Source organism: Trichococcus collinsii (genome assembly GCF_900107505.1).
Lineage (GTDB): Bacteria > Bacillota > Bacilli > Lactobacillales > Aerococcaceae > Trichococcus > Trichococcus collinsii.
In genome coordinates this window covers 1-25,978 of sequence record NZ_FNQH01000004.1, presented here as the reverse complement: position 1 = coordinate 25,978, position 25,978 = coordinate 1, and the positions used below count along the sequence as shown (strand labels likewise).

The following is a 25,978-nucleotide window of genomic DNA, read 5'->3' as shown; positions in this document are numbered from 1 at the left end:
AGCCAGAATCGTGGCGGCAAATAGGTACTGGATGCCGTATTCAGGAATTGCGCACACTGAACAAAATAACGGCAAAAGAATTGGCTGAGCAGATCGACGTTTCGCCTTCCTTCATTTCAGCCATCGAACACAATTCGACTAAGTTGTCCCTGAAGACACTTAACCATATCTGCGAGGTTCTCGGCGTCACGTTGGCGGAATTCTTCAATGCGGAAATGAGCCCGGTGGAAAAGAAACTTACCGCTCAAATCAAAAAAATGCCCGAAGAGAAAAAGTATGAATTATTGGCCTTTTTGACAGGCTTGATTTCCTAGTAAGAAAAGAAAAGGAAGATGCATCCCGCTTCAATATGAGGCGGGGGCATCTTCCTTTTTCCGTCTATTCCATTTCGAGCAGCTGTTCGATTGCAGCCAACACACCTTCTTCGTTGTTCGAAAGGGCACGGTATTTGGCGGCTTTTTTGACGTCGTCGGATGCATTGGCCATCGCAAAACTGTAAGCCACATGCTGCAACATCTCTATGTCATTCCCACTGTCGCCGAATGCTGCGGTCTCCTCATCGGAGATGCCCCACAGTTTCTGCAGCAATTGGATGCCGGAAGCTTTATGCATGCCAGGAATGATGAGGTCGATGGAGCCATGGCCGGTCGGTACAGGGGAGACGACATCGCCTACTTCGCGTGTGAAGTGTTCCAAGAGTGCGGGTACTTCATCCTCACCAAATCCGGATGCAAATTTGAAGATGATGTCGTCTATTTCGGAAAAAGAATCCACACGCTTCAAGCGATGATAGAAGCGTTTCGTATTTTGGTAAAAGTAATCGGAAACGGATTTGTCGACATAGGCACTGTTTTTGCCGCAAACAACCAATTTTGAATAGGCATCCAATTCCTTGAAAATCCGGAGTACTTTATCGATCGTATCCTGCGTCATCTCACCGACGGACAGCTCTTTGTTACGGTCCACGACAAAGGCTCCGTTTTCCGCGACAAAAGCAATATCATCCTGTATTTCAGGAAAAAAAGAACGCAGTTGATAGTATTGGTTTCCGCTGGCCACGACAAAGCGGATATCCTTTTCGAGCATGCGTTCGTACAGAGCCGCGAAACGCTCCTTGTTGAATTCCTTCCGGCTGTCCAGGAAAGTCCCGTCCATATCGACGGCGATTAGTTTGATGGGCATGGCAAATCTTCCTTTCGTCAGATGCAAAACAACCCGGTTGAGGTCGCCAGTTTTTAGCATCCGCTTATGTTTAAAACATCTTAACATGTTTCCTTACTATTCTAAAAAGGAAAAGAATGCCTTCAGCGATTTTCCCGAGAAGGAAACAGTTGACAAAAAGAACGTATGTTCGTATTATGGTGTTGAAGGATGTGACTGATATGGAAAATGGGATTTGCTTGAAAGGTTCAGTGGAAAAAATCAAAATTCTCAAACTGGAAGAGACGCCGCTGATCCGCTTCACGCTGACGGTGGACAAGGAAGAGAAGCAGAATTGCCTGATTCGCGCGCATTCGTTGGATTTTTTGTATCAGGTCACCGAAGGGAACGCAATCGTGATCTACGGCAGGAAGAACAAGCGCAATCAAATCGTGGTGCAGAAATATCATGTAAATCAAAAATGATAGCTGATGGATAGGGTGAGGAAAATGAAGCTGATGCAAAAAGGAATCTGGAGAAAAAAATTGGATGTCGCCGATCTGCTGGAACGAAAAGGCTGCTGTGAGTTTACGCTGTTGGAGGATAAGTTTTCCTTTAGGGGAGAGATGTTCGAAATCTGGTGGTACGTTTATGAGGGCAACAATCATATTTTGGCCAAAAGCAAACGTTATCCTATCCGCCTCTATTTCTTTTTGCTTGAGCCAGGTGATCTCTTTGCGGTGAATGATTTCCGAATCTATCTGGCGACAGGGAAATTGAAATATCCTGTCGCCACCTATTACAAGAAAAACGGCGGGTGATCAGAACCAGCCACTTTTTTTGAACCAGTGATACATTGCCAACCCGATTCCAAACATCAGGCCGATAGCTAAAAAATAGCCGTATTTCCAAGTCAATTCGGGCATATGTTCGAAGTTCATCCCATAGATGCCAGCAATCAATGTCAAAGGCGAGAAAATTGAAGTGATGATGGTAAGGACCTTCATCACATTATTGGTCTGATGGGAATTCAGCGATAGGTAACTATCGCGCATATCCGTCGTCACCTCACGGTTTGAGGTGATCATCTCGGATACCTTCAGCAGGTCATCATGGATATCAGAAAAATAACTCCGTCTTTTGCTGACTCCTTCCAGGTGTTGGGAATTCAGCATGCGGTAAAGCAGATCCCGCATCGGAGTGACGGTCTGCAGCAGACCCAACAGAAGATGCCGAGACTCCATCAATTCAGGTATGAATGCGGCAGTCGTTTTGTTCAGGTTATCCTCTTCAAGTTGAGCAAGACGGTCTTCGATGTCGTGGATTAAAGGGAAATAATTATCCACAATCTGATCAAGGATTCTGTAAAAAATAAAGTACGGGTCCCAGTTTTCGGCATTATATTGGGTCAGCAATTGTTTCTGGATATAGGCCACTTCTTTTGAGTGGGTAAGCTGAAAAGTGACGATGAATTTTTCACTGACAAAGAAGTCCAATTCTTCCTTGAAGAGCTCCCTTCCTTCCTTACGAACATGATGCGTCACATAAAATGTGTAGTCTTCATAATAATCCAGCTTCGGACGCTGCAGTATTTGCAGGCAGTCTTCTATAGCAAGTGGATGGAAGTGGAAGGTCTTCTCAAGATATTTTACTTCGGATGGGCTAGGCTCATTGAAGTCGGCCCAGATCCATTTATAGGATGAAAGGTCGGTTGTATCCAAATCGATATCTGTGTGGACGAGATTGTCAGCTGTGATGCCGGTAACTGTTATCATATAATTGCACCTTCTTTACGAGTGATTTCAATATTCATTATACGGGAAATGCACTGCCGATGCCATTTTTGGGTCATTTAGCGGTCCGAGATGGAGAAATATGCGATAATGGGAGCGATAAGATAATCGGAATGGAGGACATCGGATGATCAAGTTGATTTTGACGGATATGGACGGCACGTTTCTTAATAACGAAGGGGATTTCAACAGGGAACTTTTCAAGCAGGTAAAGCAGTTGATGACGGAAAAGGGGGTCGTTTTCGCTCTATGCACCGGCAAACAGAGCGAGCGCGTCGAAGAAATATTCGGCGAAGATGCCGCAGGTTTTTGGATCCTGGGGGACAGTGCCTCGCGGATCAAACGCAACGGCGCAGTCGTCTACGAATCGTTGTTGGAGAATGGGACAGGCCGTGCCATCCTGCGCGAACTGGAAGAGATGCAACTTGGGCATACCTTGATCGCCTGCACGAAAGAAGCCGCCATGATTAAAAATGATTTGTCGCCCGAGGAATCTGCAGCGGTCAGGAGCTCCTACAAAAAGGTGGTTACGGTGGCGGATTTCGGAGCCATCAGGGACGATTTCATCAAAATTACGGTCCGCGATATGCAAGAGCGCTGCGTCGATACTGCTGAAAAATTAGCCGATTACAGCGACCGGGCGCATATCGTCGCTTCGGAGAAGGCTCGGTTGGACATCACGGACCTGAATGTCCATAAAGGGAGTACGGTTGCCCGTCTGCAGGAGTTGCTGCAGGTCACTCCTGAAGAAACGATGGTGTTCGGTGATGGGATGAACGACATCGAAATGATGAAGAGCGGCAGATACAGTTTCGCTGTGCGGAATGCTTATCCGATCATCAAGGACACGGCGGCCTTCATCACAGGCAGAACGAATGATGAGGACGCGGTGTCGCACACGATCCTTCAGTTGCTTGCATTGCAAGGGTGACGGTTTACTGAAGAGGGTTAGTCCTCGCTGTCCGAAATTCCCGTTTGACTTGGAGTCCACTCCAAGGTGTAGGATATAACTGAAGCTAACTGTCAGGATAGGTTTTGATGCCGAAAGGATGGACGAGATGATAAACATAAAGAAAGCCAGTGAGCAAACGGGTGTATCCACTGATACAATCCGCTACTATGAGAGGATCGGTCTGATTCCTCCAATAAAAAGGAATGAGAACGGGGTACGTGAGTTTGATGAAGAAGATCTAAAGTGGATTGTCTTCAGCCGCCAGATGCGCAATGCAGGTTTATCGATCGAATCGTTGATCGAATATCTCGCGCTTTTCCGCAGCGGAGAAGAGACCGTTCCGGCAAGGATGGATCTTTTGGTCGAACAACAGCGTGAACTCCAAGAACGGATTGATGTTATGAAACAAGCAATGGATCGTCTGACTTTCAAAATCGAAAATTATACGAGCCATATGGTTCCAAGCGAAAACAAGTTGAGAGAATTCAAGTAGATGGAACCACAAAAAAATCCCATCAGGCCGCCTAATTTGCTCGGCTGATGGGATTTTATTCAAAATATATAATATTTCGAATCTGAAAGTGTGTCACCGTAGTTGTTTAACAGATTTGCAAAATGTTTCATGCAATCAAATTAGATGGCTAACTTCACGGGTAAGCCTTTCGGAAGGGATTAAGGAACCCCTTGTCTCTACGAGCCAAGGATACTGTTCGACTAACCTGCTGACGCAGGAAGTCCCTCAGCATATTGCGCTCTACGATGCTCAGTTGTATGGCTCGATTTCCTAAATTGTCATGTCTCTTGCGATTTCAATCGCTTAGAGGCATGATACACTTGACCGATTAGGTCACAGTGTTTCCTTAATAAGGGCTGAACGAACCCGTTCCGCTTTTCTGATTTTTTTAATTGGTCCGGATCCACTGGGTCGACATGTCGACACCCGCATCCAGCATGAGGTTATAGACCGGACATCTTCTTTCGACTTCAGCCGCCAGCTTCTCGATGGCTTCATCGGTCTCATCAGTCTCGATATGGTTGATGAGCGTGACTTCCTGAAAGTAGGTCCGGATATCATCCTCTCCGGCAAAACCGCGCGGATCAAAGGTGCCTTCAACGGTAAACGAAAGGCCTCTGTAGGCGAGCCCTTGTTGTTCGGCTACATAATAGGCAATGATCGAGGTACAACCTGCCAACGAACTCAAAAGATATTCCAACGGATTTGGCCCTTTGTTGTCGCCACCCATCCGTTCCGATTCATCCACAAAAAATTCAGGCAGGTTACGGACTTTTACCGTAGTGGTGATGCCTTGGTGTGATTGGCCAGTGATTCTCAGTTTCGATAGTTTTGTTTCTGTCATCTGGGTAACCCCGTTTCTGTATTTGTTTTAGTTTGCGCTTACAAGTTTATTTTATCATAGCGGTGAAGGATAAACTTAACAGAAGCACTCCCTCAAAACGAGGAATGAGCAACGGAAATATAGCCCTCATCTGTAGCTCGGCTGATGTCCAAAACCGTCCGGGAGTGGTATAATATGCTTGAAGGTAAAAGTGCGGGTAAGTTTTGCAGGACAAGCCTGTGTTCACGTTTTTAAATAAATAATCGTCTGTTTGATTCATGAAGAAAAGGGGTTTTTTTAATGGAAAAGAAGGATTTGGAACTGATATTGGCTAATTTCGGACCGGAAAAGGAATTCATCGGCGATGGCTATTTCCGCATCCGCGACAAAGGCAACGAGCATTATGAAATCGCCTATCTTGTCTCAGCATGCTGCGGAACAACGAACTACTACCCACAGATCGCTGTCCATGTCGAAGGAGACAAGGTGGTTCCCGACTCCGTTCTGGATCTGGTATCCAATCCGGCAAAAATGCTCAGCTATTCACCTGAGACGAGCGCTGTGATGGAAGAAGAATTGGATAAACTCTGCCAAAAGTTTTTGGATATCAAGAACTTGAAAGCAACAAACGGTGGAACACCAGACTAATCTCTGGTGTTTCTTTCATAGCAGGAATCAAAAGGAGCAAGTGAGTGCGTCATTCCGCATTCCCTTGCTCCTTTTTTTTTTTCGATTGGATTAATAAGGCTTTACTGCTTCAAACGAACCTTCGATGACGCGATTGCAGTCTCCGCACTTCAGCCAATGGCCAAGATCGTTGCTTTCGGGGTAAACGCTAGACGGCTTCTTGCATTGGCAGTAAAGAATTTCGGTTTCTTGAGGGGGATCTTCGGGAATGATATCCAGATAGGGATCTTCCGTTAACCAAGTGGCATCGATAGAATCGTGGTCATCTTTTGGTAGTTTATCCATCATAACCCCTCCTATGGGTAAGTTATCCGTTCTTGTACGCAAAGTATGGCAGTCCATCATTGTTCACTTTGATGATACAACTTCTGGTGCCGAAGGCCAAATGATATGGTTCCGAAAAGAATAAGAGGGGTCTTTTCGTTGCTGCAGACCGCAAGCATCAAATCGAGTCACTGTATGCTTTCATCAGTTCCTTCGCCATATCGATCATGGCCAAGTCGACAGAGGAAAGGGTCTTTTCTTTGCTGTAGGCAATGAAATAGCGGGTGTGGACGAAGGTGGTCTCGATATAATAAATATTGTAGCTGTCCATCAATTCGCTATTGTTGAGCGCGCTTTTCGGCAGAAAGGTCAAGCCCATCCCTTTTCTCGCAAGTGCTGCCGCTGTAGAGATGTTCTGTGATTCCATGACGATATCTGCCTTTATGTCCAGATGCTTCAGAAATTCATTAGCTTGCTTGCGGATACCGGATTGGGAAGTGGTCAGCACATACTTTTCATTCTTCAACAGGTTCAAAGGATAAGGAAATTTTTCGATTTCCTTCAAGCCGGGTTGATACAGCGGGCTTGTATCGGGAACGATGACGCACCATTTGTCATCCGCAAGCACGGTATAGGAAAGTTGTTCGTTATGGATCGGCATCATCCCCAAATAGAGATCGACTTTGTTTTCCAACAAGTCCATTTCTGTTGTTTTGGCGTCCTGTTCCATTATTTTCAGGACGATGCCGGGATATTTTTCATGGAACTTCGGAAGAATCAAGGGAAGCAAAAAGGAACCCATAATCGGATGGACACCGATGCGGATCCGGCCGTATTTCAGCTTTGTGATCATGGTCAATTCGTTGACCATATCTTCGTATTGGTTCTGCATCTTTTTCATATGGGTCAGGAACCTTTCGCCCGCATAGGTCAATTCCATCGGAGTACGATTGCGTTCGACCAATTGGGTTTGGAGTTCCTCTTCCAATTTTGTGATGGTTTTGCTGAGGTAGGGTTGGGAAATATATAGGGACTTTGCCGCCTGGGTGAAGGTTCCTTCACTGACGATGGCATCCAGGTAGGCAATGATAGTGGTCTGTTGCATCATTTTTTGTCATCCTTTCGTTCAAGACGTTCTACTGTTGGTTATACGGGAAAACGATAAAGAATTACAAGCGTTATTGTACCTCATTTTATGATTGTGAAAGATAAAATAATCACAATTATAACAGAAGAGTTATGGAAATGATATCTGTTCAGAACAAAAAAGATATGAACAAAATACACTATCTCAAAAAAGAGGTGTATTATTTTTATTTTAAAAATCAATAATGACGGGCTTTCTGTTCCAAATCAGATTATTTCATATAACTAAACAGTTATGATAAACCGTTGAAGATTACTATTTCACAATTAATCATATAAATTCTATAATGCAACTATTAAGAGAAAAGGTGAGCAAATAAAAGCGGTAATTTCAGACGGTGCTGCAGACTCATCACTCACAATTCAAGGAAGAAGGAAAAACAAGATGACAACATTATGCGAAATGCTAGGAATAAAATATCCTATTTTTCAAGGAGCAATGGCCCGGATTGCAACGGCTGATATCGCTTCTGCCGTTTCAAATGCAGGCGGACTTGGCATCATCGCTTCAGGCGGGATGACAGCAGATCAATTGCGTGCAGAAATTCAAAAATGCAAATCCATGACGGAGAAACCTTTTGCGGTCAACTTGATGTTGATGATGAAGAATTGCCCGGAATTGGTTGATGTCGTGATCGAAGAAGGCGTCAAAGTCGTGACAACAGGAGCGGGCACACCGAAACCGTTCATGCCGAAATTCAAAGAAGCCGGCATCAAAGTCATTCCGGTAGTCGCTTCCGTGAAGCATGCACAAAAAATGGAAGCTTTGGGCGCGGATGCAATCGTAGCTGAAGGAACAGAAGCGGGCGGACACGTCGGCGAAACAACAACCATGTGTTTAGTGCCGCAAGTTGTCAGCGCGGTCAACATCCCTGTATTGGGAGCCGGCGGAGTCGGTGACGGCCGAGGCGTCGTTGCTATGTACGCAATGGGTGCTCAAGGGATCCAAGTCGGAACACTGTTCTTGTCTGCTGAAGAATGCCCGGTTCCGGCTACATTCAAACAAGCGGTACTGGATGCTGACGATACAGCTACAATAGTTACAGGCCGCCGCAACGGAGCACCTGTCCGTTCCATCAAAAACAAGATGCTTACGAAATTCCAAGAACTGGAAAACAACAATGCATCCCGTGATGAATTGGAAGAGTTGGCGTTGGGCTCATTGAGCAAAGCTGTATTCGAAGGTGATGTAGAGAACGGATCGGTCATGGCCGGCCAAATCACCGGTATGGTCCGCACTATCCGTCCTGCCAAAGAAATCATCGAAACTTTGTTCAAGGATGCTGAAACAATCGCAAAATCATTGAAGATCGCTTATTAATCAAAACTGAAAAGCTCAGAGAAAGACTGAGCTTTTTTCTTACTTACTTATGTGAATGAACGAGCAAATAGGAGGGTACACTTATGACAAAAGTAATCACAGCTGCGGAAGCGGCAAAATTGATCAAAGATAACAGCACAGTGGCGTTGACCGGATTCGGTATGGCCTGTGTAAACGAAGAAATGGCCATTTCCATCGAAGATCGCTTTAAAGCGGAAGGGCATCCGAACAATCTGACAGTCATCCACGCGAGCGCTGTAGGGGATCGCCGCACAAAAGGGATGAGCCACTTGGCACACGAAGGCCTGATCAAACGTTGGATCGGTGGTATCGTCAGTGCTTCTCCGCAAATTAGTGATCTGATCGTCGAAAACAAATGCGAAGCCTACAACCTTCCGCAAGGGGTCATCACCCAATTGTACCGTGAAATCGCCGCAAAACGTCCGGGCTTGTTCACTAAAGTCGGCATGCGCACCTTCGTTGATCCGCGTCTGGAAGGCGGCAAGCTTTCCCCGCGCACAACTGAAGATATCGTCAAAGTGGTTGAAATCGAAAATGAAGAATGGTTATTCTACCCGACTTTCCCGATCAATGTCGGTCTGATCCGCGGAACGGTAGCCGATGAAAAAGGCAATTTGACGCTTGAAAAAGAAGGTTTGCACATGGAAGTGCTGCCGGTCGCGCAGGCTGTCAAAAACTCAGGCGGTATCGTAATCGCTCAGGTGGAAACATTGGCGGCTGCAGGTACGCTGCATCCTAAAGACGTAAAAGTACCGGGTATCATGGTCGATTACATTGTCGTGGCACAACCAGGCAATCAATTCCAAACAGAAAATACTGAGTACAATCCAGCTTTCTCCGGCGATACAAAAGTACCAATGGATGCTGTGGCAGCACTACCCTTGGATGCCCGTAAGGTTATCGCCCGTCGTGCTGCGATGGAGTTGGTTCCTTCTGCTATCTTGAACCTTGGCGTAGGGATCCCTGTCAATGTCGCAACGGTAGGTGCCGAAGAAGGCATCAGCGATCAATTAGTGTTGACTACTGAAGCAGGATCAATCGGTGGCGTCCCGGCAGGATTGCGGGATTTCGGACATGCCTTCAACAGTGAAGCAATCATGGATCACCATGCCCAATTCGACTTCTATGATGGCGGCGGCTTGGACTTATCCGTGTTGGGACTGGCTCAAACCGATGCCTGCGGAAACGTGAATGTATCCAAGTTCGGCAACCGTGTCGCTGGTTGCGGCGGATTCATCAATATTTCCCAAGCGGCCAAAAAATTGGTGTTCGCAGGAACCTTTACTGCCGGCGGTTTACAGCAGGAAGTCAAAGATGGCCGTCTGACGATCATCCAAGAAGGCAAAGCGAAGAAATTCGTAGCTGAAGTCGAACAGGTTACTTTCAGTGGAGAATATGCGTCTGAAGTGGAACAGGAAGTATTGTATGTGACCGAACGCGCGGTGTTCGACCTCGAGAAAGGCAAATTGCGCCTGATCGAAATCGCGCCTGGCGTCGATCTTGAAAAAGATATTTTGGGACAAATGGGATTCAAACCGGTAATTGCCAAAAATCTGAAAGTAATGAACGAAGGCATGTTCCGCGAAAATTGGGGAGAACTAAAAAACATCGTCATGGCGAATGGAAAATAAGGGAGTGTTGTTGATGAAAAAGGAAATTAATCGTTGGGCTGTCTTGGTCAGTTCTATGGGTATCTTGATGTGTACGGGGGCGGTTTATGCTTTCAGCGTATTGGCAGGACCGTTGTCTGCCGCAAGAGGTTGGACAATGGCTGAGGTCATGGTAGCCTTCGCTATTAACGCGGCTTTAGGACCGATTCCGATGATTTTGGGCGGCTTCTTGACCGACAAAGGTTGGTCAAAATGGAGCACGATGGCCGGAGCGGTATTGTTCGGTGTTGGTTTTGCTTTGGCGGGAACGGCAACGACTTTGACTGAATTGTACGTGTATTATGGTTTGATGGCCGGTTTCGGACAAGGCTTCGCTTACTCAGGCTGCCTAAGCAACACGATCCGTTTCTTCCCGGATAAAAAAGGGTTGGCTTCCGGATTGATTACAGCAGGTATGGGCGGAGCGGCCATCATCGCAGCTCCGATCGCGAATCAACTAATCCAAAGTATTGGCGTTGCCGATACTTTCGTGCGGATGGGGATCGCTTATGCCATCATTAGCTTCACTTGCAGCCTCTTCATCAAGGTTGCACCGAAAGATTACATGCCAAAAAATATGAACGCAGCGGCAACTGCAGCAGCGAATAAACCGGTAGTAAACAAGAACTGGAAAGAAATGTTGCAGGATCCAAAATTCTATATGATCATTCTGATGTTCGCCATGGGTGCGTTCTCAGGCTTGATGATCGCTTCAAACGCTTCACCGATCGGACAATCCATGTTCGGCCTATCCGCAGCAGCGGCAGCCGTTTATGTCAGCGTGTATTCTCTCAGCAATACAATGGGTCGGGTTATCTGGGGAGCTGTTTCCGATAAATTGGGCCAACCAACGACTATCAGTATCATGTATAGTGTCATTATTCTTACTTTCTTGATCCTTATTTTCGTCAAATCAATGTTCGGTTTTACACTAGGGATCATTGGTTTAGGCTTATGCTTCGGCGGAGTGATGGGCGTGTTCCCTTCATTGGTCATGGATAACTTCGGACCGAAATTCCAAGGCGTCAACTACGGTATCGTGTTCATCGGTTACTCGACATCCGCTTTCGTTGCACCTAAAGTAACAGCGGGTATCGCTGCTGCGAACAACGGTGACTTCACCAAAGCTTTCTATGTCGCGATCGTGGTTGCGGCTGCAGGTCTGATCCTAGATCTTGTTTACAAGAAAAAAACAGCAACCAAAACGATCACAGAAACTGTTCAATAAACATAAAAAAGCATATCCTACGCTCCAATATGAGTGCAGGATATGCTTTTTTTTGCTTTTCACAGATGGCCGCCGTCATCTTCCCATTCATCTTCGTCATCATCCAGGGCTACCCATTCATCTTCATCGAGCCCCGGCAGGCCTTCGCCTAGACCGCTGACGTTCAGGTAGGCCAATTCCTCATTGATCGCTTTCGCGATTTCCCCGGAATCTTTATACGCGAGGTCCAGTGTGCCGTCTGTGATGTCCAAGCGGGTATGGTCTTCCTCAGGCGTCAGATTCTCTGCGCGCACGCAACGGGGATAGAGCACGTCCGCCTTTGCTTCAAATGCTTTTTGCAGGATGATTTCATGCTCCCAATTTTCTTCCATGTTGTACGTGTAAATGATTTTATCATCTTTTCCTTGGATATGGTCCCGCAGACGATCGGTTTCTGCCAATGTATCTTTATGCGGCGAGGCAAACTTGAACGTATGTGGGTGGAGATCGGACCAATTGAATGCACTTTGGAGAATGAAATGCAGATCGGAGAAAGTCGTGTCATCATCCAATTGTATATCTCGCCAAACCGGTATGCCAACATCCAAAAGTGTAACCCTGAGTTCGAACATCATATGAAAAACCACCTTTTTTTATTTTCAGTATAGCGTTTTCATAGAGCAAGTTCAAATAAGAAGAGCGACGGAATTACAAAGAGACTTTAGGTCAGCGCTGCCAAATCCGCAAAACGGATTTATTCCGATTCACGTGCTATAATAACGAAAAAATGAAAGAGGAAGAAGGTCAACCAGTGTTTTATCCAAATAATTTTCAACAAGCAACTTCAATAGAAGAAATCCGTCACTTCATCGCTGATAACAAATTGGCGTTTGTCTATATTTCCCGGACGAACTGTGGCGTCTGCCACGCGGTCCAACCGCAAGTACAGGAGATGCTGGAAGAATTCCCTACAATCAAAGCAATCCAGGCAAACGCCGATGATATCCCGGAAGTTGCGGGCGAATTCACAGTCTTCACTGCACCTGCTTTGCTGTTGTTCGTCGAAGGCAAAGAGATGATCCGCGAAGCCCGCTTCGTGGTGATGGACGAGCTGCATCACCAATTCCAGCGGATTGCGGATAATTTCTGATAGCTTGATAAGGAAACGATAGCCTGGAGCGCAAAGCTTGGGCTATCGTTTTTTGTGCACAAATTAGTTATTTCTGGTGTAAACTAAAGATAATCATTTTCCGGAAAGGAGCGGCCATGTTTAATTTATTTATTTTGATATTGGAACGGGTCGGGCTGATCATCATCTTGGCCTACCTGCTGATGAATGTCCATTATTTCAGGGACAAATTGAGCGAACGCCATCACTTGAGCACAAAAGTGGCATTGATTGTCGTGTTCGGCCTCTTCGCTGTCATTTCGAACTACACCGGCGTTGAAATCAGCCAGGACCGCGTCGTATCCGATCAGGTATTGATGAAGCTATCCGAAGGGGCTTCCTTGGCGAACACACGGGTGCTCACGATCGGCGTCGCCGGTCTGATCGGCGGGCCATTGGTCGGTACATCCGTCGGCATCATCTCGGGCGTCATTCGTTTCTTCCAAGGTGGAGAAGAGGCTTATATTTATGTGATTTCTTCCATCTTGATTGGGCTCATTTCCGGTCTGTATGGCATCAAAACGATGCGGAAAAATACCTATCCGACGATAAAGGAAGGCTTTATGATTGGAGCCATGACGGAGGGTGTCCAGATGCTCAGCATCCTGATCTTGAGCCGCAATCTTCAGTCCGCCTGGGATCTGGTGACGTTTATTGCATTTCCGATGATTCTCGTCAACAGCATGGGGACCGGCATTTTCCTTTCCATCATCGGATCCACGTTGCGTCAAGTCGAACAGACGAAGGCGGTGCAGACACATGATGTGCTCCAATTGGCGAACGAGACGATGCCTTTTTTCCGTTCCGGCATGAACGAAGCATCGTGCACGGAGGCGGCCAAAATCATTCAACAATTGATGAAGGTATCCGCCGTCAGCATCACAAACACCGAACGGATTTTGGCTTATGTCGGCGCAGCCAGCGACCACCACATCGCCTCGAACGAAATATTGACCGAATTATCAAAAGAAGTGCTGCGGACAGGGGAAATCAGGGAAGTCCATTCCCATGACGAAATCGGCTGCAACCATCCGGGCTGTCCTTTGCAAGCGGCGCTCGTCATCCCGCTCAAGGCGCAAGGGAAAACGATCGGCACTTTGAAGCTGTATTTCACGGATGCAGCGAAATTGACCTTTGTCGAAAGGCAGTTGGCGGAAGGACTCGGCAATATCTTCTCCAGCCAGATCGAATTTGGAGATATCGAACTGCAGAGTAAGCTACTGCAGGATGCAGAAATCAAATCCTTGCAGGCGCAAGTGAATCCGCATTTCTTCTTCAACGCCATCAACACCGTTTCGGCATTGATCCGGGTCGACAGCGAACAGGCGCGCAGGCTGCTGATCCAACTCAGCAACTTTTTCCGGGCCAATTTGCAGGGCGCCCGCACCAACTTGATTCCGTTGATGAAGGAACTCACGCAAGTGGAAGCATATCGTTCATTGGAGCAGGCCCGTTTCCCTGATCGCTACCAAGTCGAGATTTCTATTGAGGAAGGCTTGGAGGAAGTGCTGTTGCCGCCTTTCCTAATCCAGATTTTGTTGGAGAACGCGTTCAAGCATGCTTTCGGCAGCCGGAAAATCGACAATCGCGTATGGATCGATGTGAAAAACAGTCCGGATGGGGTATTCATTTCCGTCCGTGACAACGGCGAAGGCATCGACTCCAATCACTTGGAGAAATTGGGCAAAGAAGCCGTGTCCTCGCTGGAAGGCACTGGATCGGCGCTGGAGAACTTGAATAAACGGCTGATCAGCCTGTTCGGCGAATCGACGAAACTTCATTTCGTATCTTCAGCAACAGGAACGACCGTCTATTGCACGGTACCTTATCAAGAAAGGCAGGGATGAGTATGCGGGTGTTGATTGTGGATGACGAACCTTTGGCAAGGGATGAACTGGCCTACCTGCTGGGGAAATGCGAAGACGTGAGTGCCATCGCCCAAGCGGATTCTATTGAAGAAGCGCTGGGAGCGATGCTCGAGGAATCGGTGGACCTGATTTTTTTGGACATCCACCTTACGAATGAGAGCGGCCTGTCGTTGGCTGCTAAAATCAATAAACTCAAGAAACCGCCGATGATTATTTTTGCTACGGCCTATGACGATTATGCCGTCAAAGCATTTGAACTGAATGCGACCGATTACGTCTTGAAGCCTTTTGAATTTGAGCGGATCCAGCAAGCGGTCAAAAAAGCCTACGGACAGTATCGCAAGCAGGAAATCGGAGAGTCGGAACCATCGAAGCTGAAGGCTTTGGGGCTGCAGGTGCTGCCCATCCAGATGGACGAGCGCATCTATATGTTGCAGGTCCCGGAAATCATCTCCATCGGAATCGAGAACGGCGGGACGACCATCTATACGAAAAATATGGAGTACATCATCCACGAGCCGCTCAGTGCGCTCGAGAAAAAGATTGGCGGACATCCTTTCCTTAGGGTCCATCGTGCCTTTCTCATCAATCTGAAGGAAATCAAGGAAATCCAACCATGGTTTAACCATACTTTCCAACTGACGATGAGCAACGGCTTGAAGATACCTGTCAGCCGTTCTTATATGAAGGAATTTAAGGGGAAAGTAGGCATTTGATCAAAAAATAAATGAATTTCAGGACTGCAGGCGTGCAACTCAGCCTGCAGTTTTGTCGTTTCGGGCGCAAATGACCCAAAAGTTTCTTTTTCTCAAGTAAAGTTAGGCCATAGAAAGAACGTGTTGGCCGCACGTTTATTTTGAAGGAGGAAAAAAGATGCTTACTTTACTTGGAGGAATCGCCTTACTGATTCTAGGTTACTTTACTTATGGGCGCTACATCGAAAAGAACTTTTCCATCGATCCGGAACGAACGACCCCTGCTGAAGCACTGAAGGACGGATATGACTTTGTCCCGATGTCAAAATCAAAAAATGCCATCATTGAATTGTTGAATATCGCTGGAACGGGTCCTATTTTCGGCCCGATTATGGGAGCGCTTTATGGGCCGGTTGCCTACATCTGGATCATCGTCGGCTGTATCTTCGGAGGAGCCGTCCACGATTATATGGTCGGGATGATTTCCTTGCGGAACGACGGCGCGCACTTGCCGGAATTGGCCAGTAAATACCTAGGCAAACCAGTTAAACACGTCGTCAATATCTTTGCTATGTTGCTGTTGATGCTGGTGGCTACGGTCTTTGTTATCTCGCCAGCCAATCTGATCGCCAGCATCACGCCCGATTGGATGACGATCGGCATCATTACGTTTTTGATCTTTGCTTACTATCTCATCTCCACCATCCTGCCGATCGACAAGGCGATGGGAAAAGTCTACCCTTGGTTCGGTGCGATCCTGATCATCAGCACAATCGCCATCGGCATCAGCTTGCTGACGGGCGGCCATAACCTGCCTGAATTGACAATGGGCACTATGCAGAATTTCCATCCGAAAGGCACACCGATTTTCCCGGCAATCTTCTTTACGATTTCCTGTGGCGCCATTTCCGGTTTCCATGCAACCCAAGCGCCGATGGTTTCCCGGACGTCCACTAACGAGCGGGAAGGCCGCTTCCTTTTCTACGGCATGATGATTGCCGAAGGCGTCATCGCTATGATCTGGGCTGGAGCTTCGATGGCCTTGTTCGATGGCCAAACGTTGAGCCAAATGATTGATGCCGGTACGCCATCAGCCGTTGTTAACCAAGTTTCCACGCTATTGTTGGGCAATGTCTTCGGTACGGTCGCCATCATCGGCGTTATCGTATTGCCGATCTCTTCAGGACTTTCAGCTTTCAGAAGTCTGCGCACAATCTTGGCTGACTACATGAACATCAAACAAGATTCAATGAAAAAAATCCTGATGATGACAATTCCGTTGTTCGTCATCTCGTTCTTCCTTACGAAAGTGGATTTCAACCTGATCTGGAGATACTTCAACTGGGCGAACCAAGTCACAGCAGTTATCGCTTTGCTGATGTCAACGCGTTACTTGTATCTTAAAAACAAAAATTACTTGGTTACTTTATTACCTGCAACCTTCATGTTGTATGCCTGTGTCGTCTATATCTTGAGTGAACCGATTGGATTCAGGATGGGGCTGCAGACGGCCACTTACTTAGTCGGGCTGGTCGCAACCGTCGCGATCATGGCACTTTACTGGACGACCGGCGTGAAACAAAAGGCAGCGCTGGATCCGCAATCGGAACTGTTGAACGATCATCTGCCGATTGGGACGTTTTCTTCCGCTGACGCACTACCGGCAGCGGTAGCTGAATAACTAATTCAAGATAAAGAAACTCCCTGAAGGACCTGTAAAATGCAGGGCTCCTTCAGGGAGTTTCTTTTTATAGATATTGTTTTAAGGACTCAGCGATATCTTCAAGCATAGCCAATTCATCATTTGACGGGTTTTCCAATGTAATCAATGCTTCCTCAGCGCGGGCTGTAGCATTGCCCTCTGCATCTGTTACGACATCCAGTATCAGCAGTTCGGCATAAAGATCATCCAAATCCCTTTGCGGCTGCACGAAGAATTCAAACGTACCTTCGGGATGGCTTGCTTTGAACGCTGCAATCTTTTCAATCAATTTTTCTAAGTTCATTTATTTTCGCCTTCTTTCTGTTCTTGTTCATTTGCTCCACGGCTTATTATACATCATTAACCCATCGTATGTATCGTGTAGCAGGATTAAACCGATCCGGAAAGCAAGATTTTGGGTTGGCGGATATATCGTTTCGGGTCGGAAACCAGTATACTTGATAATGAAATAGTCCGCTTGCTAAGTGAATTCGGGCCGGGTGTCCTTATGTAATTTGGGAAAAAATGACAACTTACTTTGGGCTTTTGTCAGAATGCATCTTTTCAATTCAGCTTAGGCTGATATGATTAAGCAATAGAATTCCAGATTACTTTGGACAAGGAAGGGGCCGTCCTATCATTGCAGTATTTAAAACAATTTACCGTCATCATCGCTATTTCATCCGTAAGCGAATTACTGACCCTTCTCATCCCGTTGCCCATTCCGGCCAGTATCTATGGCATGTCGCTGTTATTCCTGTTGCTGATGACAGGTGTGCTGAAGCTCCAACAAGTGGAAAATGCCGCCAATCTGTTGTTGGGAATCCTGCCTGCGCTGTTCGTCGTGAGCGGCGCAGGCCTCATCACTTCCTACGAGCAGATCGCCGAAAACTTCATCAGTTGGGTAGCCGTCAACATCGGCTCCACCATCGTGATTTTGGCGACGACCGGGCTTTTGGCGCAAGGGTTGATAAGAAGGAAGAAAGCGAAGGAGGCTGACGGGAATGATTGATCATCTGTTGGAGACGACCAAATATCTCGGGCTGTTCATCAGCTTGGGGGCTTTCATGATCGGATTGAAGCTGAACAAAAAGTATCCCTACGCCTTCATGAATCCTTTGCTGATCGGGACTATCCTGGTCATCGGCTTGATCCTTGCGTTGGACATCGAAGTGGCTGTTTTTCAAAAAAGTGCGCAAGTCTTGTCCGATCTCCTGACGCCGGCCACGATATGCCTGGCTGTTCCGGTCTATCGACAATTCAAGATTTTGCGCGACAACAGTAGGGTCGTCTTGATCAGTTGCATAGCTGGAATGATCAGCGGTCTGATTACGATCATCGGCTTGGCTCTGGTTCTTCAGATGAGCAAAATCACGACCCTTTCCACTTTGGCGCGTTCAATCACGATGGCCATTGCCTTGGATACGACCGAATTGATCGGCGGGATCGTAGGGATTATAGTGGCAGGAGTCATCTTCGCCGGTATTTTCGGGACGGTGGTTTCCAGCTTGATTTTCAGAATCTTCAAGATCGAAGAGCCGATCGCAAAAGGCTTGGCCTTGGGTGCGGCTTCCCACGCCATGGGGACGGCCGAATCGTTGAAAGCAGGCGAACTGCAAGGTGCCATGAGCAGCTTGGCGATGGTCGTTTCCGGCGTCATGATGGTGGGATTGGTCCCACTTGCGGCGCTGTTCGTCCAGTAAGGCTAATGAGTAAGAAAACATCAGAAGCAACTCTCATTTTTTAAGAGACTGCTTCTTTTTTTGCACCGGAAAGGTCTTTTTCCATCAAGGGTTATCCGATGCCAGACGATTGGCTCTGTGCTATACTGAGTGCATAATAGGGTATCAGTATCTTGAAGTTTTGTCTGGCTATTCCGAAGTCGATCATTGCGAAAAGGATGGTGGAGAAATGGGACAAATATTGCAGGCGCACATTCAATTACCAGCCGATCTGGATGTGAAATATGCGCTGTTACCGGGTGATCCAGCCCGCGTTGAAAGAGCGAAATTACTGTTGGAGGATGCTGTCGATTTGGCGTTCAACCGTGAGTACAAGAGTGTTCTGGGGACTTATGAAGGGATGAAGGTATTGGTTATTTCCTCCGGTATCGGCGGGCCATCAACAGCGATAGCAATCGAAGAGTTGGCAAGGATCGGAATAGAAGGCATCATCCGCATCGGCAGCTGCGGCTCCTTGCATCCGGCAGTGCATCTGGGTGATGTGATCATCGCAACGGCAGCGGTCAGGGATGATGGCGCCAGCAAGGCCTACGTCGATTCCGGATATCCCGCCGTTGCCGATTTGGATTTGTTGATGCATCTGCGGATAATTGCGGAAACGGAGCGGATCCCTCATCGTTTGGGGATTGTCCGCAGCCACGACAGTTTCTACACCGCCCGTGAAGCGCAACTTACTGCTTATTGGAGCGGCAACGGCATCATCGGGTCGGATATGGAAACGGCCACTTTGTTCGTTGTTGGGACGTTAAGGGGATTAAAGACCGCTTCGTTGCTGAATGTGGTCGTAGGTCCGGATGAAGGGATGGAGGAAGGCGTCCGTCAATTCGTTTCCGGAGAAGCGGCGACTAAGCAAGGGGAACAGAATCAAATCAAACTGGCATTATCCGCTTTCTGTGCGTGGCATCAGGCAAAAGGAGGAAAATAAAATGAATGCAGAAACAAAAAACAAACTGAGCTATAAGTTGTCTACGGCTTCCATCGTCTTGATCCCGATTGCTATCGGGATCAATTATCTCGGGAAATACATCGCGGGCGTATTGCGCCTGCCGCTTTGGTTGGACTCGATCGGAACGGTATTGTCCGGTATGTTGGCGGGACCGGTCATCGGTGCGGCTTCCGGGATCATTAACAACATCATCTACGGTGTGACGGCCGATCCGATTTCGACAGTTTATGCGGTTACGAGTGCGTTTATCGGTTTGATGGCGGGTCTATTTGCTGCCAAAGGCTGGTTCAAGGACATCAAGACCGTGCTGTTGGCAGGTTTGATCATAGGTGTGGTTGCGGCCACCGTCTCGACGCCTTTGAACATCCTCTTTTGGGGCGGGCAGACTGGTAACGTCTGGGGAGATGCCCTCTACGCTTTGTTGATCTCGAATGGGCAACCGCAGTGGCTGGCTTCTTTCCTGGATAGCATCGTGGTGGATGTGCCGGATAAACTAGTGACGGTGCTCATCAGTTACTTTATCTTCAAGGGTTTACCGAAGAAACTTACAAACACCTTCTTGAAGGAAGGCGCGATAGAAGAATTATAGGGGCTGATTTGAATGGATGCACTGACATTATATGTACCGCGCAACTCGCCGATCCATCGCTTGGATCCGTTGACGAAGATGCTTTATGTCGTCGTAAGCATCGCTGCGGCCTATTTGCTTGATAATCTGTGGGAAGTCGCGGCAGTCATGCTGGTCAGTTTTGGCATTTTGTTGCTGGGGAAAGTTTTCCGCAATATTTTGCCGGTGATTGCGCTCAGTTTTTTGTTGATTTTGTCCATCGTCATTGTGCAGGGATTTTTCAATCCTGCCAATGAAACGTTGCTTTATGAATTTGGCCCAATAAAATTCTACAAAGAGGGATTGGTTATTGCCTTGCGTCTGACTCTGCGCGTCATCAATATGGTCTGCGCCTTTGGGGTATTGGTGCTGACGACTTCGCCGACTGAACTTGTCGAACGGCTGCAGCAGAAAGGCATGTCGCCGAAAATCGGCTATGTCATCCTTTCGGTTCTGCAGATCATCCCGCAGCTGCGGGCCACGTACGGCAAAATACAGGATGCGCAAAGGTCGAGGGGGATGGAGACTGAAGGCAGTCTGTTTGTCCGGATAAAGGCATTTTTCCCGTTGTTGGGACCGGTCATCCTGAACGCCTTGAACGATACCCGGGAGAGAGCGATCGCGCTTGATGTCCGCGGCTTCGACAGGGACACGCCGAAAACCTATCTGAATGAAGCGAAGTCCTATCGTTACAGTACTTTGTTGAATATCTTGCTGTTGTTGATTCTGGCTGGTTTGATCGTCTGGAGGGTGATGGGATGAGCATCATAGAAGTGAAGGATCTGAAATATCGCTATCCCGACACGACGAAATTAGCGTTGGACGGCATCAGCTTTTCGGTCGAGAAGGGCGAATTCATCGGGCTGATTGGGAGGAACACCGCAGGAAAATCAACTTTGTGTTATGCCTTGAGTGGTTTGGTACCGCACTTCTTCAAGGGAGCCTACGGCGGATCGGTAATGATAGCCGGTTTGGATGTGCGCACGACGGATGTGAGTGAAGTCACTGCAGCAGCCGGGTTGGTGTTCGAAAATCCGTTTTCCCAGATCACCGGCTCGCGTTTTACAGTATATGAAGAGATCGCATTTGGTCTGGAGAACATGGGACTGGCGCGCGAGGAAATCATCAAGCGGATCGAAGAAAGCTTGGACTTGCTGGACATCCGCAAAGTGAAGGACAAGAATCCGTTCGATCTTTCCGGCGGCCAAATGCAGCGGGTTGCTATCGCAGGTGTGGTGGCAATGAAGCCGAAAGTGCTGATTTTGGATGAACCCACTTCCCAATTGGATCCGCAAGGGTCGGAAGAGGTATTCAAAGTGGTGGAGAACCTGACGAAGGAAGGCATCACAATCATCATGGCCGAGCAAAAGATGGAAAAGATTGCGCAGTATGCCGACCGGGTCTTGCTTTTGGATGACGCCAAATTGATCGCCTATGATACGCCCGAAGCCGTTTTTTCACGCGAGGACTTGGCGTCTTTGGGAGTGCAACCGCCAGCCGTGACAGCGATCGCCCGCCACTTGAACAAGCGGCAGGCCGGCGGGCATTACCCTGTGGCGTTGGATGAGCTGAAAAGGCTGCTTGCGGAAGTGGGTGTTCCGCATGAATAAACTGGAAATAGAGAAATTGCATTTTGCATACGATAAAGCGACGCCCGTCATAAAGGGCATCAATCTGGTGTTGGATGACCGGAAAACCGCCATCATCGGGCAGAACGGCTCGGGGAAAACGACCTTCGTGAAATTGTTGAAGGGGCTGTTGCGCCCTGATTCCGGCAGGATTCTGCTGGACGGTACCGATCTGTCGACTTTGACGGTTGCCCAGATTTCCAAGAAAATCGGCCTGGTTTTTCAGAACCCGGATGATCAGATTTTCAAGAATACGGTTTTGGACGAAGTTATGGTGGGTCCTTTGAACATCGGGCTGTCCTTGGATGAGGCGAGGGCCAGTTCCCGCACGGCTTTGGCCCAAGTAGAGCTGGCTGACGTCGAGAAGGTGAACCCTTACGATCTTAATTTAGCGCAAAGAAAGATGGTGGCTTTGGCTTCGATTTTGGCGATGGATACACCCATCGTCATCTTCGATGAGCCAACGATGGGTCAGGACGTGGCCGGAAAAGCGATCATCAGAAAGGTGATCGAAGATCTGCAAGCAGAAGGCAAAGCCGTACTGTGCATTCTGCACGACATGGACTTTGCGGCGGCCGTTTTTGAACGCGTCATTGTCTTCAGCCAAGGACAATTGCTGATCGAAGGCGATGCAAGGGAAGTCTTCAGCAAAAAAGAGCTCCTGCAGCAGGCGTATTTAGATCAGCCCCAAGCCATGAAAATCGCGCAGGCTTTGGGCATCCCAGGGAATCTCTTGAGTGTTGAAGAAGTGATGGCAGCGATAAACGGGAATGAAGTGAAACTGCCATAATAGTGCAGTCAGAAAGCAGTCTAGGCATTGTCCGTCAGGGATGTTGCCGCGTCTGCTTTCTTTTTATCTTCAATTTTTATTCAAGATACTTTGCAATTTGAATGCGAGGGACAGGATAGTATAGCTGTCCAATTCGCGCGGATTGTAACCGGTCAATTTGTGAAGCTTGTTCAATTTGTATTGCAAAGTGTTTCTGTGGATGAACAAATCATCGGCGCACCTGTAGATACTGCCATTATTGGAACCGTAGACGGAGAGAATTTCAGTGTATTCTTCCAATTCTTTCCAATCCAAATTTCTTAAAATTTGGTGAACGAATTCTTCGGACTTGTTCTTGGGAATGTTGGCGAGAATCATACCCAAGTCAAGCTTAGAATAATATTCGATGGTATGATGCGAGCTCAGGGTTGACCAATCCAACGCCGTGCGAGCTTGCTCGTGGCTGTTCCGGAGCGCGGTAGGTGTCTCGCCAGGCAAACCGACGCCTATATGCAAATGCAAGTCATATTGCTCCTCTGCCTGACGGATAATTTTGTTTAGTTGGTATGCAAGAGTGGGTTCTGGTAGGCTTGCTCTGAATAGAATCGTTATTTCAGGCCCAGCGACATTATAAATCGTTTGTGGGTCGTTCAATAGGATTGTCTCCAACAGCTTCATCATGTTCTCGATTTTATCGTTGCGATCGACTGAGAGATTTTTGATGTGCCCGGCGACCACGAATCTCGGGATGTTCAAATCAAATCCTAGTAAGTTTGCAAGTGTCTGGATATTCTCCAAATCCGGACGGATCATCAATAACTCTTCAATCAGCATCCGATAGTTATCGCGTTTTTTGAATGATACGTCTTTGAGCCAAGCTTCCTTCACGAGGATTTCGGTCATGGACTTGATGATTTTGCCGTATTTCACTACTTCGTCTTTATTGCCAGTGATGCCGATCACGCCTAACAGGTATTGGTCATTGAAAATGGGGATATTGATGCCCCTCTTCGTGCCTTCGAAATGGGTGTCATCTTTCACGATTAGATCAGTTTTCGTTTCAATCACTCTTTTCGCCCCGGCGTGTTGCTCGCCGATTCGAGTATCATCCGTGCTTGCGATAATGACACCATCGATGTTGATGAAATTCAATTCCTGATGGATGATTTCTTTCATGCTCACTACGATCCTTTGCGCCAGTTCAGTAGCTATTTCCATGGGTTCCTGTCCCTCCGATTCGAAAAAAATGAAATGTGTGCTGGGTGACATAATTATCTTCGATTTTACAGTAAATGTTTGGTTTGTAAAACATATATTCCGGAAATAAAAATCGTTACACTATAGATATTCAAACACGTACCGAAAGTTAGCAGAATCTGCAATAAGCGTGTAGCGGATTATATCGTTTGGGAAATGCTAAAAGGAAGTGATTAATCAATGGAGAAACAATTCAAAATAGTCATCGCTGCCGATTCCTTTAAGGGCAGCGCGTCAACCATCCAGGTGGAGGACTACATCGAGCAAGGAATCCTGAGACTGAACCGACAAGTGGAAATCGTCAAGGTTCCTGTAGCTGACGGTGGTGAAGGGACCGTGGATGCTTTGGTGATCGGATGCAAGGGGGAATACCGCTATGCTACTGTAACCGGGCCGATGGGCGATAAAGTCCAGGCAAAATTCGGCATCATCAAAGAAAACATCGCCGTCGTCGAAATGGCTGAAGCCTCGGGATTGACCTTGGTTGACCTCGCAGATAACGACGTTTATCGCGCGACGACCTATGGAACCGGGGAATTGATCCGTGCCGCTTTGGATTGCGGCGTCAAAGAAATCTTCATCGGTGTCGGGGGCAGTGCCACCAATGACGGGGGAATCGGAATGGCGCAGGCGCTGGGGGTCTCTTTCAAGGACAGCGAAGGGAACGAAATTCCGTTTGGTGCAGGGAAGCTGGGTGACATTGCTTCTATAGATGACAGTGGTTTGGATACACGCATCCATGACGTCACCTTCACGATCCTGTCCGATGTTACGAACCCTTTATGCGGGGAGAATGGGGCATCTTATATTTACGGGCCTCAGAAGGGGGCGACCCCGGAAGATGTCCGTAAATTGGATCAGTTATTGCATCGCTATGGGAAAAAAGTCGAAGAATGCTTAGGGATATCTGTTCTTAAAGCGCCCGGAGCGGGTGCGGCAGGAGGCTTGGGTGCCGGTTTGATGGCTTTTTGTGGAGCGAAAAGCTACAGCGGCATCTCGAAAGTCCTGTCCATCCTCGAAATCGAATCACACTTCAAGGATGCCGATTTGGTCATCACTGGCGAAGGCAGAATGGATTCGCAATCATTGAACGGCAAAGCACCGGTGGGCATCGCCAAACTGGCGAAGAAATATCAATTGCCGGTCATCGCGGTTGTTGGCAGCAGCGATGATGACCTCGGTCCAATCTATGCGACAGGCATCGACCTGGTTGTGGACATCATCAACAAACCAATGGATTTGGAAACAGCCATTTCGCAAGCGGAGAAGCTGATCGCAAATGCCGGCGAGTCGGCCTTCCGGGCTTTTCTGTTGGCAAGGAAAGTGCCTCTTTCCGTGTGATTGATCTTGTAGAAACTGCATCAGCAAGTCTTCCTGCTTCCTTGGAAGTCCTTGGTGATGCAGTTTTTTTGCCAAATTGGCTGGGGCTGATCATCTTTTTGCGCAGGAGTATAGATGAGCATCTAATGATACTGAAAGAGCCAATCTCATTTTGATCAATTTTGTGTTCCGCAAGCATTGACAAAGGCTGGGGCTAAATGTTAGTATTAATAAGTTATCTGAAGTCCCGAACAATTAAATGCAAAAAATGTGTTGACAGTGTGGCTTTGTAATGATAATATATAAAAGTTGCTGCTCAAGCGATTTTACTTCAAGAATAATAAGAATAAATAATTCAAAAAAGTTCTTGACGAAATCGGAAAGTTGCGATATTATAAATAAGCTATCACGTACCAAGTGATACACGATTGACCTTTGAAAACTGAATAAAGAATGAACGAACCAAATGTGCAAGGAGCTTAGACTTCGGTCGAAGCAAACGAAGACGATACTTTGTATCGCAAACATAAAGTCAGCAAAAAATTAAGAGCAATCAGCTTAACGTGTAGGATTTCTGTACAAGAGTCCACATTTACATGAGAGTTTGATCCTGGCTCAGGACGAACGCTGGCGGCGTGCCTAATACATGCAAGTCGAACGGTCTTTTCTATGGAAGCTTGCTTCCACTGAGAAGATAGTGGCGGACGGGTGAGTAACACGTGGGTAACCTGCCCATAAGAGGGGGATAACATCCGGAAA

29 protein-coding genes and 1 rRNA gene are annotated in these 25,978 nt (G+C 47.4%); 22 read left to right on the top strand and 8 right to left on the bottom strand.

What is annotated here, in order from left to right:
• Positions 1 to 47 precede the first annotated feature (47 nt).
• Positions 48 to 314 (top strand): helix-turn-helix domain-containing protein, encoded by a 267-nt coding sequence (locus BLV66_RS10270; protein ID WP_245826683.1) that lies wholly within the window; start codon positions 48 to 50, stop codon positions 312 to 314.
• 64 nt (positions 315 to 378) lie between these two features.
• Here BLV66_RS10270 and BLV66_RS10265 read toward each other — a convergent pair whose 3' ends face one another.
• Positions 379 to 1,182 carry a Cof-type HAD-IIB family hydrolase gene (locus BLV66_RS10265; protein WP_086986081.1) on the bottom strand — a complete coding sequence of 268 codons (804 nt, stop codon included), beginning with the start codon at positions 1,180 to 1,182 and terminating at the stop codon, positions 379 to 381.
• A gap of 149 nt (positions 1,183 to 1,331) precedes the next feature.
• Between BLV66_RS10265 and BLV66_RS10260 the strand changes: the two genes are divergently transcribed.
• Together BLV66_RS10260 and BLV66_RS10255 are read left to right on the top strand one after the other, a co-directional pair.
• Positions 1,332 to 1,625: a hypothetical protein gene (locus BLV66_RS10260; protein ID WP_245826682.1), complete on the top strand. Its 294-nt coding sequence runs from the start codon at positions 1,332 to 1,334 to the stop codon at positions 1,623 to 1,625.
• Positions 1,626 to 1,649: 24 nt separating this feature from the next.
• Entirely contained in the window at positions 1,650 to 1,961 is a 312-nt protein-coding gene (locus BLV66_RS10255) for a hypothetical protein (protein ID WP_086986080.1), read from the top strand.
• Here the strand turns inward: BLV66_RS10255 and corA are convergent, their stop codons facing one another.
• The gene (gene corA / locus BLV66_RS10250) at positions 1,962 to 2,915 is read right to left on the bottom strand and encodes a magnesium/cobalt transporter CorA (RefSeq protein ID WP_086986079.1); all 954 of its coding nucleotides are present in this window, start codon (positions 2,913 to 2,915) and stop codon (positions 1,962 to 1,964) included. It abuts the gene before it with no gap.
• Between the two features lie 145 nt (positions 2,916 to 3,060).
• Between corA and BLV66_RS10245 the strand changes: the two genes are divergently transcribed.
• Positions 3,061 to 3,864 (top strand): Cof-type HAD-IIB family hydrolase, encoded by an 804-nt coding sequence (locus BLV66_RS10245; protein WP_086986078.1) that lies wholly within the window; start codon positions 3,061 to 3,063, stop codon positions 3,862 to 3,864.
• Between the two features lie 130 nt (positions 3,865 to 3,994).
• Positions 3,995 to 4,378, top strand: coding sequence for a MerR family transcriptional regulator (locus tag BLV66_RS10240; protein ID WP_176974248.1), 384 nt, complete (start codon positions 3,995 to 3,997; stop codon positions 4,376 to 4,378).
• A gap of 409 nt (positions 4,379 to 4,787) precedes the next feature.
• On the opposite strand, the gene BLV66_RS10235 is transcribed toward BLV66_RS10240, so the two are convergent.
• Positions 4,788 to 5,243 carry an OsmC family protein gene (locus tag BLV66_RS10235; protein WP_086986076.1) on the bottom strand — a complete coding sequence of 152 codons (456 nt, stop codon included), beginning with the start codon at positions 5,241 to 5,243 and terminating at the stop codon, positions 4,788 to 4,790.
• A 279-nt stretch (positions 5,244 to 5,522) separates the two neighbouring features.
• Here BLV66_RS10235 and BLV66_RS10230 point away from each other — a divergent pair, with 279 nt between their 5' ends.
• A complete protein-coding gene (locus BLV66_RS10230) occupies positions 5,523 to 5,870 on the top strand; it encodes a hypothetical protein (RefSeq protein WP_086986075.1) in 348 nt (115 codons plus the stop codon).
• A 90-nt stretch (positions 5,871 to 5,960) separates the two neighbouring features.
• Here BLV66_RS10230 and BLV66_RS10225 read toward each other — a convergent pair whose 3' ends face one another.
• Both BLV66_RS10225 and BLV66_RS10220 read right to left on the bottom strand, forming a co-directional pair.
• Positions 5,961 to 6,194, bottom strand: a complete 234-nt coding sequence (locus BLV66_RS10225) for a hypothetical protein (protein WP_086986074.1) — start codon at positions 6,192 to 6,194, stop codon at positions 5,961 to 5,963.
• A 157-nt stretch (positions 6,195 to 6,351) separates the two neighbouring features.
• Positions 6,352 to 7,281: a LysR family transcriptional regulator gene (locus BLV66_RS10220; protein ID WP_086986073.1), complete on the bottom strand. Its 930-nt coding sequence runs from the start codon at positions 7,279 to 7,281 to the stop codon at positions 6,352 to 6,354.
• A 423-nt stretch (positions 7,282 to 7,704) separates the two neighbouring features.
• Between BLV66_RS10220 and BLV66_RS10215 the strand changes: the two genes are divergently transcribed.
• The 3 genes from BLV66_RS10215 (at position 7,705) to BLV66_RS10205 (ending at position 11,538) form a co-directional block, all read left to right on the top strand.
• A complete protein-coding gene (locus BLV66_RS10215; protein ID WP_086986072.1) occupies positions 7,705 to 8,640 on the top strand; it encodes a nitronate monooxygenase in 936 nt (311 codons plus the stop codon).
• An 83-nt stretch (positions 8,641 to 8,723) separates the two neighbouring features.
• Positions 8,724 to 10,292 carry an acyl CoA:acetate/3-ketoacid CoA transferase gene (locus BLV66_RS10210; RefSeq protein WP_086986071.1) on the top strand — a complete coding sequence of 523 codons (1,569 nt, stop codon included), beginning with the start codon at positions 8,724 to 8,726 and terminating at the stop codon, positions 10,290 to 10,292.
• Between the two features lie 13 nt (positions 10,293 to 10,305).
• Positions 10,306 to 11,538: an L-lactate MFS transporter gene (locus BLV66_RS10205; protein ID WP_086986908.1), complete on the top strand. Its 1,233-nt coding sequence runs from the start codon at positions 10,306 to 10,308 to the stop codon at positions 11,536 to 11,538.
• A 59-nt stretch (positions 11,539 to 11,597) separates the two neighbouring features.
• Here BLV66_RS10205 and BLV66_RS10200 read toward each other — a convergent pair whose 3' ends face one another.
• Positions 11,598 to 12,152 (bottom strand): plasmid pRiA4b ORF-3 family protein, encoded by a 555-nt coding sequence (locus tag BLV66_RS10200; RefSeq protein ID WP_086986070.1) that lies wholly within the window; start codon positions 12,150 to 12,152, stop codon positions 11,598 to 11,600.
• A 176-nt stretch (positions 12,153 to 12,328) separates the two neighbouring features.
• Between BLV66_RS10200 and BLV66_RS10195 the strand changes: the two genes are divergently transcribed.
• From BLV66_RS10195 to BLV66_RS10180, 4 genes are all read left to right on the top strand, one after another.
• Positions 12,329 to 12,667, top strand: coding sequence for a thioredoxin family protein (locus tag BLV66_RS10195; RefSeq protein WP_245826681.1), 339 nt, complete (start codon positions 12,329 to 12,331; stop codon positions 12,665 to 12,667).
• 116 nt (positions 12,668 to 12,783) lie between these two features.
• On the top strand, positions 12,784 to 14,532 hold the full coding sequence (locus BLV66_RS10190; protein ID WP_086986068.1) for a sensor histidine kinase: 1,749 nt from the start codon (positions 12,784 to 12,786) through the stop codon (positions 14,530 to 14,532).
• Between the two features lie 2 nt (positions 14,533 to 14,534).
• Positions 14,535 to 15,269 carry a LytTR family transcriptional regulator DNA-binding domain-containing protein gene (locus BLV66_RS10185; protein ID WP_086986907.1) on the top strand — a complete coding sequence of 245 codons (735 nt, stop codon included), beginning with the start codon at positions 14,535 to 14,537 and terminating at the stop codon, positions 15,267 to 15,269.
• A 157-nt stretch (positions 15,270 to 15,426) separates the two neighbouring features.
• On the top strand, positions 15,427 to 16,929 hold the full coding sequence (locus tag BLV66_RS10180) for a carbon starvation CstA family protein (RefSeq protein ID WP_086986067.1): 1,503 nt from the start codon (positions 15,427 to 15,429) through the stop codon (positions 16,927 to 16,929).
• A gap of 67 nt (positions 16,930 to 16,996) precedes the next feature.
• Here BLV66_RS10180 and BLV66_RS10175 read toward each other — a convergent pair whose 3' ends face one another.
• Complete coding sequence (locus tag BLV66_RS10175) at positions 16,997 to 17,254, bottom strand: hypothetical protein (protein WP_086986066.1); 258 nt, start codon at positions 17,252 to 17,254, stop codon at positions 16,997 to 16,999.
• 336 nt (positions 17,255 to 17,590) lie between these two features.
• On the opposite strand from BLV66_RS10175, the gene BLV66_RS10170 reads away from it, so the two are divergent.
• From BLV66_RS10170 to BLV66_RS10140, 7 genes are all read left to right on the top strand, one after another.
• Positions 17,591 to 17,962: a CidA/LrgA family protein gene (locus tag BLV66_RS10170; RefSeq protein WP_176974227.1), complete on the top strand. Its 372-nt coding sequence runs from the start codon at positions 17,591 to 17,593 to the stop codon at positions 17,960 to 17,962.
• On the top strand, positions 17,955 to 18,653 hold the full coding sequence (locus BLV66_RS10165) for an LrgB family protein (RefSeq protein WP_086986064.1): 699 nt from the start codon (positions 17,955 to 17,957) through the stop codon (positions 18,651 to 18,653). The genes BLV66_RS10170 and BLV66_RS10165 overlap by 8 nt, the downstream gene beginning before the upstream one ends.
• A 208-nt stretch (positions 18,654 to 18,861) precedes the next feature.
• On the top strand, positions 18,862 to 19,617 hold the full coding sequence (locus tag BLV66_RS10160) for a nucleoside phosphorylase (RefSeq protein WP_086986063.1): 756 nt from the start codon (positions 18,862 to 18,864) through the stop codon (positions 19,615 to 19,617).
• 1 nt (position 19,618) lies between these two features.
• Positions 19,619 to 20,227 carry an ECF transporter S component gene (locus BLV66_RS10155; protein WP_086986062.1) on the top strand — a complete coding sequence of 203 codons (609 nt, stop codon included), beginning with the start codon at positions 19,619 to 19,621 and terminating at the stop codon, positions 20,225 to 20,227.
• A 12-nt stretch (positions 20,228 to 20,239) separates the two neighbouring features.
• Positions 20,240 to 21,007 carry an energy-coupling factor transporter transmembrane component T family protein gene (locus BLV66_RS10150; RefSeq protein WP_086986061.1) on the top strand — a complete coding sequence of 256 codons (768 nt, stop codon included), beginning with the start codon at positions 20,240 to 20,242 and terminating at the stop codon, positions 21,005 to 21,007.
• The gene (locus BLV66_RS10145; RefSeq protein WP_086986060.1) at positions 21,004 to 21,855 is read left to right on the top strand and encodes an energy-coupling factor ABC transporter ATP-binding protein; all 852 of its coding nucleotides are present in this window, start codon (positions 21,004 to 21,006) and stop codon (positions 21,853 to 21,855) included. Before BLV66_RS10150 ends, BLV66_RS10145 begins: the two co-directional genes overlap by 4 nt.
• Positions 21,848 to 22,663 carry an energy-coupling factor ABC transporter ATP-binding protein gene (locus BLV66_RS10140; RefSeq protein WP_086986059.1) on the top strand — a complete coding sequence of 272 codons (816 nt, stop codon included), beginning with the start codon at positions 21,848 to 21,850 and terminating at the stop codon, positions 22,661 to 22,663. The genes BLV66_RS10145 and BLV66_RS10140 overlap by 8 nt, the downstream gene beginning before the upstream one ends.
• Before the next feature lie 69 nt (positions 22,664 to 22,732).
• On the opposite strand, the gene BLV66_RS10135 is transcribed toward BLV66_RS10140, so the two are convergent.
• Positions 22,733 to 23,860 (bottom strand): CdaR family transcriptional regulator, encoded by a 1,128-nt coding sequence (locus tag BLV66_RS10135; protein WP_176974226.1) that lies wholly within the window; start codon positions 23,858 to 23,860, stop codon positions 22,733 to 22,735.
• Between the two features lie 219 nt (positions 23,861 to 24,079).
• Between BLV66_RS10135 and BLV66_RS10130 the strand changes: the two genes are divergently transcribed.
• Positions 24,080 to 25,240, top strand: a complete 1,161-nt coding sequence (locus tag BLV66_RS10130; RefSeq protein ID WP_086986057.1) for a glycerate kinase — start codon at positions 24,080 to 24,082, stop codon at positions 25,238 to 25,240.
• 571 nt (positions 25,241 to 25,811) lie between these two features.
• Positions 25,812 to 25,978, top strand: a 16S ribosomal RNA gene (locus BLV66_RS10125); the annotation flags it as partial.